We start from the raw sequence: 12,877 nt of genomic DNA, 5'->3' as shown, positions 1-12,877 counted from the left end.
GCCGCACCGGTACATGCGGTGCCGGCCGCAAGATTTCGCCACCGCCTAAAATAGCGCCATGAAGACAGCAGCTTTATCCCGCGCGGCCCGCGCTTCGGGCCCACGCTCAGCAAAAGGGCAGTTTGTAGCGGCCGTCGTTGGCGCAGCGGCCTTTGCGCATCTGCTCAATGACATGATCCAGGCCATGCTGCCTGCGATCTTCCCCATGCTGAAGTCGCAGTTTGCGCTCAGCTTCGGCCAGATCGGCATGATCACGCTGGTCTACCAGGTAACGGCGTCATTGCTGCAGCCCTGGATAGGCCTGTACACAGACAAGCATCCCAAACCCTACCTGCTGCCTTGCGGGATGATGGTGACCCTGGCGGGCATTGCGCTGTTGGCCGGCGCGCCCAGCTACCCCATGCTGCTGCTGGGCGCGGGGGTGGTGGGCGTGGGCTCGGCCACTTTCCACCCCGAAGCCTCGCGCGTCGCCCGGCTGGCATCGGGCGGACGCTTCGGCACCGCGCAATCGACCTTCCAGGTAGGCGGCAACACCGGTTCGGCCCTGGGGCCCCTGCTTGCGGCAGCCATCGTCATTCCCCGCGGGCAACCCGCCATCGCCTGGTTCATGGTGGCGGCATTGGTCGCCGTCGCCGTCCTGTTCCGCCTGACCCGATGGACGCTCAAGCACGGGCAGGCCCAATTGAAAGGGCTGGCCCGCCATCAGCAGGAAGGCCTGAGCCGTTCCCGCCTGATCCGCGCCATCGTGGTCATCTGCATATTGATGTTCGCAAAATTCATCTACATCGGCTCCTTCACCAACTACTTTACCTTCTACCTGATCCAGCGCTTTGACCTGTCCATCCAGCAAAGCCAGCTTTTCCTGTTCCTCTTCCTGGGCTCGGTCGCCCTGGGCACTTTTGCAGGCGGCCCCGTGGGCGACCGCATCGGCCGCAAGGCGGTCATCTGGATTTCGTTCCTTGGCGTCGCGCCGTTCGCCCTGGCGCTGCCGCATGTCAATCTATTCTGGACGGGCGTGCTCGCCGTCATGATCGGCCTGGTCATGTCCTCGGCGTTCGCCGCCCTGGTCGTCTATGCCCAGGAAGCCGCGCCGGGCCGCGTGGGCCTGGTTTCAGGCCTGATGTTCGGCCTGATGTTCGGTATCAGCGGCATCGGCGCCGCCGGCCTGGGGCTGCTGGCCGACCATTACGGCGTCGTCTGGGTCTACGGGCTGACGTCTTTCCTGCCCTTGCTCGGGCTGGCAACGGCGCTTCTTCCCGGCACCCGCAATCGCACGCTGCTGCTCCGAAAAACCTGAGACGCAGGCGTAGCCATCAACAGGGCCTCTGCATGAGATCCGCCATTTCAGTGGCCTACTTCGCCCCTGGGAGCCCCGCGCGCAAACCAATGAACGGGTAAAATCGGCATCCGGATTTTTCGAGCCCGACCATCATGAGCAAAAAGCGCATGTTCTTTGCGCAGGTTGCATTTCCCGCGTCGCGCGGCCACACGGCCGCCAACGACGACATTCACACTAACCCCTGCCTGAGTTGCGGTGCGTGCTGCGCGCATTTCCGCGTCTCGTTCTATTGCGGGGAAATCGCAGGCGAAAATGGCGGAACGGTGCCGCCGGATCTGGTAAGCCAGGTCGGCCCCTTGCGGGCCTGTATGAAGGGCACGGAGTACGGCGGGCAACGCTGTGTGGCGCTGCGCGGCGAGGTAGGGCAAGAAGGAACGCACTGCGCCATTTACGAACAGCGCCCCTCTCCGTGCCGGGACTTTCCGGCATGGGAGGAAGACGGCACGCCAAATCCCGACTGCCAGAAGGTGCGGGCGAAATTTGGCTTGGCAGCGCTGCCGCACATCGCGCACGACGACGACCGGGACCCCGGCCAGGCGCCGCCGGGACATGGCGACGTGGCGGCCTAAGCCCGGCTGATGTGATGGGGCCGAAGACGCGCGGCCTTGCGGCGCGAGACCCAAAGGTACAAGCCGCTGGCAAGAAGGAAAATCGTGATGAGGTCGAAAATGGCCCAAATGATCTTGAGCGGCAAACCCGCAAAGTCTCCATAGTGCAAGGGGCGCGAAACCTGCAGAACCCGTATGTACCATGGCATTTCAAGGACGCTGCTTACCAGGCCGGTGCGCACATCGACCAGCACGCCGTCAAACAGGTGCGAGGTCAGGGGCGAGTCGCCCTTCACCCAGAGCAGGTAGTGGTGCGGCAGCCCGTATTTGCCATCGGGAAACATCAACGATTCCACCACCTTGCCCGGCAGTAGCGCTTTCACGCTATCATAGGCGCCCTGGACAGACGCCATATGCATGGGGTCCGGAGCCGGTTTCCCGTTCCACGGCGCGGTCGCCGGCCTTACGTCAGTGCTTACCCACGAACGGAAAAGAGGAACCGCAAGTTCGTGAAGCGCACCCGTCGCGCCGATCATCAGGGCCCAGGCAATCGTGACGATGCCGAGCAGATTATGCAGGTCCAGCCATCGGAGCCGGGAGGAGCGGCCGGCTCGAACGGTGCCGAATTCAATCTTCCTCATGAAGGGGCCGTACAGAACGGTGCCGGACACCACGGCGGCCACGAACAACAGTGCCATCAGGCCAAGAAACAATTGGCCGGGAAGCCGCGCAAAGAGATCGATATGCAAGCGCAGCATCAATGTCATGAACTGGGTACCCGGCTGCGCCACCGATCTCGACTCGCGCCGTAACTCCCCGGTCCTCTGGTCGAATTCAAGCCAATGGCCGGCCGGCGCTTCTCCCGCCGCCCCCTCGCGCAGCGGCGCCATGTCAATAACGACCTTAGGCTCCTTGCTGCTGACGAAAACACCGGTAATCCGGTGCCCCGGATACCGTTGCCGCGCGGCATCCACCAGACTGTCCAGACCGGGCATCGGCCGATCGGGTGCAACGGCGGCATAAGGCGGATGATCGTCCAGCCAGCCTTTGATCTCGTCATTGAAGATCAACGGCAGGCCCGAGACGGAGACAATCAATATGAAAAAGATGCAGATCAGGCTGGTCCATTTGTGTATGGCGGACCAGGCCTTGATGCGCGCGGTCGACGACGACACGCCTTAGAACTCTGCGGACACCGACAGAAGAAACGTGCGCGGCGCGGCGACCGTCAGCCCTTCGCGGGCGGCTGAAAGCCAGTAATGCTTGTTCAGCGCGTTCTCTATCGTGGCCCGCACCACAACCGGCGTGCCGTCGACACTGAATGCATAGCGCGCGCCCACGTCGAAACGCGTCCATCCCGGCACGGTCTGGGTATTGGCCACGTCCACATACTGGCTGCTGGTGCGCAGCATGCGCAGCGACAGGGTCAGGCCGTCCAAGAAAGGCGTGTCCCATTCGGCCGCTGCATTGAACTGCAGGCGCGGCACGGCCGGCGCGTGGTTGCCGTCGTTCACCCCTCCGGCGGTATGCGTCAGGCGCCCGTCGGTGTAGGCCACACCGCCCAGCAAGCGCACGCCACGAAGCAGTTCGCCTTGCGCCAGCAGCTCCAGGCCCCGGTTGCGCTGCATGCCATTTTCAACATAACGCAGCGTGCCCGGGTCAAGGAATGCGCTGGGCTGTTCGATCTGGAAGGCGCTGAACGTCGTGGAAAACGCGCCGAAATCATATTTGGCGCCCAGCTCGAACTGCTTGGAGACGGCCGGGGCAAACGTTTCGCCCGCATTGACCGCGCCCACTGGCGCAGTGCCGCCCTGGGTCAGCCCCTCGATGTAATTGCCATACAGTGTCAGCCGCTCTGTCGGCTTCACCACCAGAGCCACCGTGGGCGTCAGGGCGGATTTGTCGTAGTCGGAAATCCGGTCGCCCGTGTCGGGATTGAAGTTGTCGGCCCGCACGCGCTGGTGCCGCAAGCCCACGGTAAGCTGCACCCGGCCATCGGCCATGGATATCGTGTCGGCAAGCGCCACGCTGTACAAGCGCGTTTCACTGGTCTTGCCCAGGCCTCCCGGCAGGGTGATGCTGGGCTTGGCCAGGTCGGCCGGTTCATACAGATTGGAAAGGATGATGTCCGAGTTGGCCCGCCTGGATGAATAGTCGATATCCAGCGCGCTGACCGACAGCGTGGGCTCGTGCACCAGCGCACCGGTCTGGAACCTGCCCCGCAGCCCCGCCTCGGCCGTTTTGCTAAGCAATGACTCCCTCAGGCGATTGGGCCTTGCGCCTATCGTGCCCGCGTCGTCAAGCATGAGCCAGTTTGCCTGCATGCTTTCGAAATCGTGCTTGCGCCCGCCCAGGGCGCCGTACACTGTCCAGTCGGGGGCCAGGTCATACTCGGCCCGCACCGCCCCAGACCATTCTTTGGCCTTCCAGTATGTCCACGACGGGAAGAAATTGTTGCGCGGATTCGGCGCGTCGCCAATCTCCACGCCCGCCGCGGGCGGGAACAGCAGCCCGCTGCGCGCATCGGTGACCCGGTTCTGATAGTTCAGATCTCCGTCGATGCGGAACCGGCCTGACCGGTAATCGACACCCAAGGCAACGACGCCCATATCCTCGCCGGCGCCGTCGATGTTCATATCGCCGCCGCTGCGCAACACATTGAGGCGCACACCCAATTGCTGCTCGTCGCCAAAGCGGCGTGCCACGTCGGCATGGGCGCCGATCTGGCTGTCTTCGATATAAGAGAGGGTCAGGCGGTTGAGCGGCTCGGCGCCGGCGCGCTTGGGCACCAGGTTGATCGACCCGCCTATCGATCCGTACGGCGCCATGCCGTTGAGCAGGGCATTGGGGCCGCGCAGGACCTCTACGCGCTCGACCCCGATCAATGAGCTTGCATTGCGCGGCGCAACACCATACAAACCGTTGAACGAGACGTCATGGTTGAACAGCGTAAAGCCACGAATGTTGAATTCATCGCGGCCCGCGCCGCGGGAGTATGTGTTGCGCACCGCCGGATCGTTCACCAGCACGTCGCCTATGTTCTGCGCCTGCTGGTCCTCGATCAATTGCGAGGTGTACTGCGTCGCGCTGAACGGGGTGTCGAGGAATCCCCTGTTGCCCAGAAGCCCTATCCGCCCCCCTGTCGCCACTTGCCCTCCGGCATACACGGGCGGCAAGCTCCCGTCTCTACCGACGACCGTCACCGTTTCGAGCTGGGTGGCGCTGACCTGCCTCGACAGCGTGATGTTTCTTCCGGAGCGGCGGTATTCAACGGGCGTGCCGGCCAATAGCTGCTGCAGCGCCTGCTCCGCGGTCATGCGCCCCGCCACGCCGGGGGCGCGAAGGCCGGCCACCGTTTCAGGCGTATAGAAAAACTGCAGGGACGTCTGCCGCCCCAACTGAATGAGAGAATCGTCCAGCGGCTGTGCGGGAAGATTGATCTGCACAGCGGCGTCCTGGGCATGCGCTTTCAGCGGGGCAGCCAGCAGGAAAGCGGGCAACGCCCCCAAAGCGGCCAGTTCCAGGCACAACGCAACACTCTGGGCCAGCCGTTTGGCCATGGCCCGGTTAGTACGGTTACTCACGATTCGGTTCATCCTTGAAAAGATTGCGGCGATGGGGCTTCATAAGTAAAGACGCCTGCCCCCCCACCACTCCTGAATGAATGCGTATCGTTAATTTGTAACTTTTTGTTTAAAGAGAGAAGCATGCGCGCCACCAGGCAGCGAGCGGCTTTCTTCCGGACTACAGGAACCGGTGCAACAAAAGCTACCGCGCCAGGATATCGATCGCTGCGCCATCGACGCGAGGCCGCAGCACGACCGGCACGATCTGAGGCAGGGCCGTCATGAAAGAGCCGGAATCGTCAATGTCGAATACACCGGATATCTTCAAAAGACCTACGCGCGGATCTTGCACGATCAACCGCTGTTCGCCGTAGCGATTCAACTCCTGCACTGCCTCGGCTAGCGAGGTGCCGCGAAACACCACCTTGCCTTCACGCCACGCCACCGTGCTGTCGACGTCCGCGTCCATGCGCACGGCCAGGTCTCCGGCATAGTCGGCATGCGCAGCGTTGCCTGGCCCAAGCTGGGCGGTTCGGCTGCGCCACCAGGAACCGGTCTTGACCTCTACCGAACCTTGCAGCACCCCCACGGCAAACGACTGGCCGTCGCGACGCACGTTGAATTGCGTTCCGGTAACACGCACGGTGCCGGTGTCCACATCTACGATAAATGGCTTGTCTTCGGAGCCACTCACCTGGAACAGCACCTCGCCCTTCGCTAGCTGGACAAGGCGCCGGTCTTGAAAAAACCGGACCACGGCCACGGTGTCGGTGTTGATCAGCAAGACGGAACCATCGGGCAATGCGACCTGACGCCGCTCGCCGTGTGCGGTGGTGAACTCGGCCTCGTAAAGCGGAGACTCTCGCCAGCCCAGTGGATCGACGACAACCAGGGCCAGCGCCGCGCTACAGGCCAGGCCCAGGCCATAGCCCAGGAACATGCGGCGGGGGTTTTCCCTGGCCACCGGCTTCGTCGCGCCCAGGCTGCGTACTTCATGTTCGGGCAAGGCAGACGCCATTTCCCAGACGTGCTGCGCCTGCCGATAGTGCCTGGCGTTCTCGGCATCGGCCTGCAGCCATTGCCCGAAGTCGGCGCGCTCTGCGTCCGTCAGGTCGTCAGAGTGCATCCGCTCGTACCAATAGGCGGCGAGATCGCGGCTGTCTGTCAATGTTGCAGGGTCAATGCGGTCGGTCATCGTTTGGCTCCCCCTTGGAAAGAGGGCGCAAGAAAAACGTACTTTCTCATAAGATATGACGCTTGAAACCGCAGCGCTCCTGAATCGCTACTGGGCATTTCTTTGTAACTCGTCTTGCAGGTGACGCAGAGTTCGCATCATATATCGCTCGACCATATTGCGGGAAACACCCATTCGCTGGGCGATCTCCCCATTGGACAAGCCTTCGGCCTGACGCAGTTTGAACGCGGTCTGGCATGCCTGCGGCAATCCGTTCAATGCCGAAAGCATGATCCGGGCCAGTTCTCCGGCCTCGTATAGCTCTTGCGCACTGGGAGCCGTTGGGTGCAATGCCTCTGGAAGCTGGTCGAGCGCCTGCGTTTCGCGAACTCGTTCAGCCCGGTAGATACTGATGGACCTGTTGACCGCGACCCGCCGGAAATAATGCCCATGATCGCGCAGCGCAAAACTGCTTGCTTCCAGCATGCTCAATGCGGCGTCCTGGACAGCATCTTCGGCATCCTGCGGCGTGCTGGAACGCTTTGCCCACAGGCCCAACAGCTCGCTGTAGTGAGCGAGCCAGCCTTTCTTGGGTGCAATCGGACGAGACATGACGGATGAATTCGGCGAGCATACATATCGAGCCCCGAATATTAACAACAATTCTCATTTAGATATAGGCTCGCGGCGAAACCCGCCTCGGCAGGCGTGCTAACGTCCTGTTCAGGTGCACAGGCGTGCGCCCCGCCGCGTTGGCGGGCGGCCTTCAGTCCTGGACGAACTCGTACCGATAATGCGGCTCGTCTTTGTCGTCGACCGCCCTGAGATAGCCCGCGGTGGGGTCGGGGAAATGCGCGGGGAACAGCAGTGTGCCCCGCCCCGCATGTTCAGCCATGAAGGCGAGCCGGGTCTTGCGCGACTGGCCGGCATCAAAGCAGAACCGGGTGCTCCAGCCGGGGAAACGGCATTGCAGGGGATGGTGCATCAGGTCGCCGGTGATGATGGCGTTCTGGCCTTCGCTGCTGATCTCTATGCAGACATGGCCGGGGGTATGTCCCGGCGCATGCAGCAGGCGCAAGGAGCCGTCGATCTGGTGGCCGACACCCACGACCTCGGCCAGCCCGGCCTCGAAGATCGGGCGCACGCTGTCTTCGACATAGTCGCCCGTGCGCTGCAGCGCGCTGCGGCCCGCTTCGTTGCTCCAGTACTCGTATTCTTTATCGACGAAAAGATATCTGGCATTGAGAAAGGTGGGCACCCAGCGCCCGTCGGCCCAATGCGTATTCCAGCCGATATGATCCACGTGCAGGTGGGTCGACAGTACGATGTCCACCTGTTCGGGTGCAACACCCGCCTGCGCAAGGCGATCGAGCCAGTTCCAGCGGGCTTCGTCGAACTCGGGCCTGACCCTTTGCTTGCAGTCGCCCACGCAGGTGTCCACCAGGATGATTTTTCCGGCGCTGCGCAGCAGGAAGCTTTGCATGCATATCACCAGGCGGTCGCTGGCCGGATCGTAAAGCCTGGACGACAGCCAGTCGCCCTGCCGGGCAATGGTGTGCGGATCGGAATCGGGAAAGATCTCGGCCGGATGCAGCAAGGGGCCGCTGGACTCGACGACGAGATCGACCTGGACGGCGCCGATCTGGAATTTGCGGATGGGGTTGCTCATGAGGTCCTATATGCCAAGATAACGCTGCTTGGTGTCCGGGTCGGCGTCAAGCGCTTGGGGGGTGGATTCGAACACCACTTTTCCCTTGCTGAGGATGATGACGCGATCGGCCAGGGCCAGGGCAAATTTTAGCCGCTGTTCGATCAGGATAAGCGTTGAACGGCGGGCCTTGACCTTGCCCAGCACGGCATGCAGTTCTTGAACCAGCAAGGGCGAGAGCCCTTCGGTGGGCTCGTCGAGAACCAGCAGCTTGGGGTTGCCGACCAGCGCCCGCCCAACCGCCAGCATTTGCTGCTCGCCGCCCGACAGTTTGCCGGCCCGATTGTTGCGCCGCTCTGCCAGGCGTGGAAAGGCAGCGTAGACTTCTTCCGGCGACCATGCAAGGCCGTCGCGGTCGAAACGTTTCAGGTGCGCCGCCAGATCCAGCGTTTCGGCCACGCTGAGCGATTTGAAAGTGCGCCTTCCCTGGGGAACCAGGGCAATGCCCGCGCGGCTGCGCGCTTCGGGTGTGTGACGCGAGATGTCGGCCCCCTGCAAATGGATCGCGCCCTGCCGATGGCCGACGAAGCCCATGATGCTTTTGGCCAGCGTGGTCTTGCCCACGCCGTTCCTGCCCAGCACCGCCAGCACTTCGCCGGGCCGCACTTGCAGGTCGATGCCCTGCAGAACATAGCTGTCGCCATAATAGGTGTGCAGGTCGGCAACGCTGAAAAACGCATCAGGCCAGGTGTTCATGCGCTGTCACCAAAGTAGATTTCCTGGATGTGCCGGCTGCCGCGTACTTCGGACTCGGTTCCGGACATGATGAGTTTCCCGTTGTGCAAGATTGTGAAGCGGTCGGCCACCTCGAACGCAACGTCCATGTCGTGCTCTACCAGAAGCACGGTAACGCTGCGCGGCAGCCCCCTGATCAGTTCGACCACGGTTGCGGTCTCGGCGGCGGAAAGCCCCGAGGTGGGCTCGTCGAGCAGCAGGATCTTGGGCTGGTTGGCCACCGCCATGGCCAGCTCGAGCTTGCGCTGGTCGCCATACGAAAGCTCTTTGACCGGCAGTCGGCGGTCGGCGCCGAAGCGCCAGGTTTCCAGCAGCTCGTTGACGCGATCCATCATGCCGGCGAACGATTCCACCGATCGAAGCATATTGAAGCGTGAGCGCGACAAGGCCATGACCGCAAGCTGCAGGTTCTCTTCGACCGTGATGTCCTGGAACAGCGACGTGATCTGGAAAGTGCGCCCCAGCCCCAGATGCGTACGCTGGTGCGCATTGAGCCGGGTGGCATCCCGGCCCAGCAGCGTGACGCGCCCCGAGGTAGGCTTCTGCTGCCCCCCTATCATGCTGAACAGCGTGGTCTTGCCGGCGCCGTTGGGGCCCAGCAATACATGGCGCTCGCCGACGGGGACGCTCAGGGAAACGTCGTCCACCGCCCGCAAGCCGCCGAACTGCTTGACAATGTTTTCGACCTGGATGGCGTGCGAGCTCATGATGATTTTCTGATAGCCAGTTTGTTGCCGATGGCGCGGACGATGCCGTGCGGGGCGAACAGCACGACCGCGACATACAGAATGCCCAATATGGTCATCCAGCGATCGGTGTGGCTGCTTACCGAGTGCCCCAGATACACGACCAGGAAAGCCCCCAGGATGGGGCCGAGCAAGGTGCCCGCCCCGCCAATGATGACCATCAGCATGACTTCGGCCGATATGACGATGCCGACGGCCTCGGGGCTTACGAAGCCCTTGTAGAAGACGAAGATCACTCCGGCAAAGCCCGAGATGCCGGCCGAGATGACAAAGCTGAGGAATCGGCACAGCCACACGTTGTAGCCCAGCGCCGCCAGCCGCTCGGGATTCTGGCTGTCGCCGCGCAGCGCGGCGCCAAACGGCGAGCGCACGATCAGGCGCACCACGAACAGGGTAAGTGCCAGGGCCAGCAGGGCAAAAAGAAAGTAATCGTTATTGCTCTGCAGCGACAGGCCCAGCCCCAGGTCCGGGCGGCCGATGCCCCGCAGGCCGTCGTCGCCGCCCGTAAGGCTTCTCCAGGAAAACGCAATGGCCCAGGTGATCTGCCCCAATGCCAGCGTGATGATCAGGAAAAACACACCCGACGTGCGTAGCGACAGCAAGCCGTACAAAGCGCCGAACGCAAGGCTGACGCCGATGGCCGCCAGGGCGCACCACCAGAAGCTGGGCGTGACGTGCAGTATCATCAGCCCCGCGGTGTAGGCCCCCACGCCGAAATATGCGGCATGCCCCAGCGAAGGCAGGCCCGTGTAGCCCAACAGCAGGTTCAGGCCCAGGGCAAAGATGGAAAAGATGAGGCAGTCGATGAGCAGGCCGGTGGTGTACGAGGGCGATAGCCAGCCCACCACGGCGATGATCGCGAACAGAAGGACTGTGGCCGCGGGGGCCAGCAAGGCCCGTTGGGTATAAGCGTTTTTACTCACGGCCGAACAACCCTTCAGGACGGATGACAAGCATGATGACCATGGGCACGAATATGGTGAACAGGGCGAAGTCGGTGAACCACACTTTGCCCAGCGTGTCGCTGAAGCCGATGAGCAGGCTGCCCACGAAGGCCCCGCGCAGGCTGCCCAGGCCTCCCACGACCACCACGGCAAAGGCCTGCAGCAACACGTCGAAATCGACCCCCGGATACACGCCCAGCATGGCTCCCCCCAGCACGCCGGCCACCCCGGCCAGCGCCGCGCCGGCGCCAAAGACCAGAAGGAACGCCTTGCGGATGTCGATGCCGATGCCCCGGACCATCTCGCTGTCGTCGACGCCGGCGCGAATGATGGCGCCGATTCGCGTGCGCTCGATGACGAGCCAGATCAGGACCGCGACGACAAGCCCAAGAAGAATCATGGCGACGCGATATTTCGGAAACACCAGACCGGCATAGCGGAAGGAACCGTTGAGCCAGCTCGGCTTGGACAGGGTCTGGGGCAGGCCACCCCAGACCCACAAGGCCAGGTCGGCCACTATCAGCAAAATGCCGAAAGTCATCAACACCTGGCCCAGCTCGTTGTCCGACACGCGCCGAAGCAATGTGCGCTGCAGCACGATGCCGAACAAGCCCACCACGATCGCTGCCGCCAGGATGGCCAGCCAGAAATTGCCCAGCCACGAAAGCACTGTCAGGCCGATATAGCCGCCGAGCAAGTAGAACGAGCCGTGAGCCAGATTCACTATCCTCATCATGCCGAATATCACCGACAGGCCCGACGAAATCAAAAACAAAAGCATCGCCAGCGAGAGGCCGTTGAGAAACTGGATTGCGTAGAAAGCCATACCGGTCTTCAGCTTATTGAGTTACTTGACCCAAGTGTCGGCGATGTCCCGATACGGCGGGAGCTTCATGAATTCCTCGGGAGTCCAGGTATAGAACTGCGAGATGTTTTCATAGCGGTGGAAGGGCTTGTTGACCAGGCCGTCTTCGGTGCGCTCGACCTTCAGGATGTAGATGTCGTGAATGGGGCTGTTGTAGTCGTCGAACTTGAAATTGCCGCGGGGCGCCTTGAAGGACACGTCGGATATGGCCTTGAGCAGGGCCTCTTGGTTGCCGATGTCGCCACCCTGCTTGTCCAGCGCGTCGTGTATGACTCTTGCCGCCACATAAGACGCCTCGGCGTACAAGGTGGGAGGCCTCTTGTAGCGCTCTTTGTAGGCCGCGACGAACTCCTTGTTCTCGGGCGTATCGACCTGGCTTGAATAATGAGACGAGGTAATGACGCCAAGCGCGGCGTCGCCCTCTTTTTCAAGAATCAGATCGTCGGTCAGCAGGCTGGTGCCGACAAGCGGTATCTCGCCCTTCAGGCCATACTCTTCGAACTGCTTCACGAACTGTATGGCCTCGGAACCCGCAAACACTGCGATGACGGCATCGGCATCGTCCACTTTGAGCTGCGTCAAGTAAGGCGCATAGTCGGTCGTACCCAAAGGCGGGTACAAGGCCTGCACCACCTTGCCGCCGCCCTCGGTAAAGACGCGGGCGATGCCGCCGGTTTGTTCAAAACCCATCGAATAGCCGGGTGCAACGATGATGACCCGCTTGTAGCCCTGGTCGAGCAGCCATTGGCCCATCGGGTGGCTGGTCTGGCTGCCCGAGCTGTTGGTGCGGAAGATGTTCGGCGCCGCCAGGTTCTGGGTAAGGCCGTCGGCACTCGAGACCGAAACAAGCAGGGGCACCTTCTTTTCGACCAGATAGTCACGCACGGCATAGGCCACGCTCGAAGACACGATGCCGCCCACAAAGGCGACCTTGTCGCTTTCGACGAGCTTCTGTGCCTTGGTCAGGCCGACGTCGGGCTTGGCCTGCGAATCTTCAAATATCAATTTGATGTCATCGCCGCCCGCCTTGTTGCCGACACTGTCGAAATACAGCTGAAAGCCGTTCTTGACGTCTTCGCCAATGACCGCGTAGGGCCCGGTATTGGGCGACAGCACACCGACCTTGATGGTTTCCGCGGCGGCGCCCGAGGCGCCAAACAGGGATAGTGTCACGGCGGCGCATAAAGCCTTGAACTTGAGTTCCATGATGTCTCTCCGATGGTGGAATAGTCGAAATTCTTTTATTAATAAT

Annotated in this window: 12 protein-coding genes; 2 read left to right on the top strand and 10 right to left on the bottom strand. The window is 62.1% G+C overall.

Translation table 11 applies throughout. The features are described from left to right. Positions 1-58 precede the first annotated feature (58 nt). Positions 59-1,297, top strand: coding sequence for an MFS transporter (locus tag C7440_RS02150; protein ID WP_116517302.1), 1,239 nt, complete (start codon positions 59-61; stop codon positions 1,295-1,297). Positions 1,298-1,431: 134 nt separating this feature from the next. Continuing rightward, a complete protein-coding gene (locus tag C7440_RS02145) occupies positions 1,432-1,908 on the top strand; it encodes a YkgJ family cysteine cluster protein (protein WP_116517301.1) in 477 nt (158 codons plus the stop codon). On the opposite strand, the gene C7440_RS02140 is transcribed toward C7440_RS02145, so the two are convergent. The 10 genes from C7440_RS02140 to C7440_RS02095 all read right to left on the bottom strand — a co-directional run bounded on the left by C7440_RS02140 (position 1,905) and on the right by C7440_RS02095 (position 12,831). Then, positions 1,905-3,062: a PepSY-associated TM helix domain-containing protein gene (locus C7440_RS02140; protein WP_207775368.1), complete on the bottom strand. Its 1,158-nt coding sequence runs from the start codon at positions 3,060-3,062 to the stop codon at positions 1,905-1,907. The two genes, C7440_RS02145 and C7440_RS02140, sit on opposite strands and share 4 nt — an antisense overlap. 3 nt (positions 3,063-3,065) lie before the next feature. Then, on the bottom strand, positions 3,066-5,471 hold the full coding sequence (locus tag C7440_RS02135) for a TonB-dependent receptor (RefSeq protein ID WP_243410808.1): 2,406 nt from the start codon (positions 5,469-5,471) through the stop codon (positions 3,066-3,068). Between the two features lie 184 nt (positions 5,472-5,655). Then, on the bottom strand, positions 5,656-6,648 hold the full coding sequence (locus tag C7440_RS02130) for a FecR family protein (RefSeq protein WP_116517299.1): 993 nt from the start codon (positions 6,646-6,648) through the stop codon (positions 5,656-5,658). 87 nt (positions 6,649-6,735) lie between these two features. After that, positions 6,736-7,239: an RNA polymerase sigma factor gene (locus C7440_RS02125; RefSeq protein WP_116517298.1), complete on the bottom strand. Its 504-nt coding sequence runs from the start codon at positions 7,237-7,239 to the stop codon at positions 6,736-6,738. 154 nt (positions 7,240-7,393) lie between these two features. Continuing rightward, positions 7,394-8,296, bottom strand: a complete 903-nt coding sequence (locus C7440_RS02120) for an MBL fold metallo-hydrolase (RefSeq protein WP_116517297.1) — start codon at positions 8,294-8,296, stop codon at positions 7,394-7,396. A 6-nt stretch (positions 8,297-8,302) separates the two neighbouring features. Beyond that, on the bottom strand, positions 8,303-9,031 hold the full coding sequence (locus C7440_RS02115) for an ABC transporter ATP-binding protein (RefSeq protein WP_116517296.1): 729 nt from the start codon (positions 9,029-9,031) through the stop codon (positions 8,303-8,305). After that, positions 9,028-9,777 (bottom strand): ABC transporter ATP-binding protein, encoded by a 750-nt coding sequence (locus C7440_RS02110; RefSeq protein WP_017523602.1) that lies wholly within the window; start codon positions 9,775-9,777, stop codon positions 9,028-9,030. The genes C7440_RS02115 and C7440_RS02110 overlap by 4 nt, the downstream gene beginning before the upstream one ends. After that, positions 9,774-10,739, bottom strand: coding sequence for a branched-chain amino acid ABC transporter permease (locus tag C7440_RS02105; RefSeq protein WP_165832419.1), 966 nt, complete (start codon positions 10,737-10,739; stop codon positions 9,774-9,776). The genes C7440_RS02110 and C7440_RS02105 overlap by 4 nt, the downstream gene beginning before the upstream one ends. Then, complete coding sequence (locus C7440_RS02100; RefSeq protein WP_017523600.1) at positions 10,732-11,586, bottom strand: branched-chain amino acid ABC transporter permease; 855 nt, start codon at positions 11,584-11,586, stop codon at positions 10,732-10,734. Before C7440_RS02100 ends, C7440_RS02105 begins: the two co-directional genes overlap by 8 nt. Positions 11,587-11,607: 21 nt before the next feature. Then, positions 11,608-12,831 (bottom strand): ABC transporter substrate-binding protein, encoded by a 1,224-nt coding sequence (locus tag C7440_RS02095; protein WP_165832418.1) that lies wholly within the window; start codon positions 12,829-12,831, stop codon positions 11,608-11,610. Positions 12,832-12,877: the final 46 nt, after the last annotated feature.

The sequence above is a fragment of the Pusillimonas noertemannii genome (assembly GCF_003096595.1).
Taxonomy (GTDB): domain Bacteria; phylum Pseudomonadota; class Gammaproteobacteria; order Burkholderiales; family Burkholderiaceae_B; genus Pusillimonas; species Pusillimonas noertemannii.
Note: the sequence above shows the minus strand (reverse complement) of the source record. Positions and strands in the feature narration are given on the sequence as shown.

Bases quoted from the DNA above. Each gene is read 5' to 3' on its own strand.
- C7440_RS02150 (WP_116517302.1), top strand. From the start codon at position 59: ATGAAGACAGCAGCTTTATCCCGCGCGGCCCGCGCTTCGGGCCCACGC.
- C7440_RS02145 (WP_116517301.1), top strand. From the start codon at position 1,432: ATGAGCAAAAAGCGCATGTTCTTTGCGCAGGTTGCATTTCCCGCGTCG.
- C7440_RS02130 (WP_116517299.1), bottom strand. From the start codon at position 6,648: ATGACCGACCGCATTGACCCTGCAACATTGACAGACAGCCGCGATCTC.
- C7440_RS02125 (WP_116517298.1), bottom strand. From the start codon at position 7,239: ATGTCTCGTCCGATTGCACCCAAGAAAGGCTGGCTCGCTCACTACAGC.
- C7440_RS02120 (WP_116517297.1), bottom strand. From the start codon at position 8,296: ATGAGCAACCCCATCCGCAAATTCCAGATCGGCGCCGTCCAGGTCGAT.
- C7440_RS02115 (WP_116517296.1), bottom strand. From the start codon at position 9,031: ATGAACACCTGGCCTGATGCGTTTTTCAGCGTTGCCGACCTGCACACC.
- C7440_RS02110 (WP_017523602.1), bottom strand. From the start codon at position 9,777: ATGAGCTCGCACGCCATCCAGGTCGAAAACATTGTCAAGCAGTTCGGC.
- C7440_RS02100 (WP_017523600.1), bottom strand. From the start codon at position 11,586: ATGGCTTTCTACGCAATCCAGTTTCTCAACGGCCTCTCGCTGGCGATG.
- C7440_RS02095 (WP_165832418.1), bottom strand. From the start codon at position 12,831: ATGGAACTCAAGTTCAAGGCTTTATGCGCCGCCGTGACACTATCCCTG.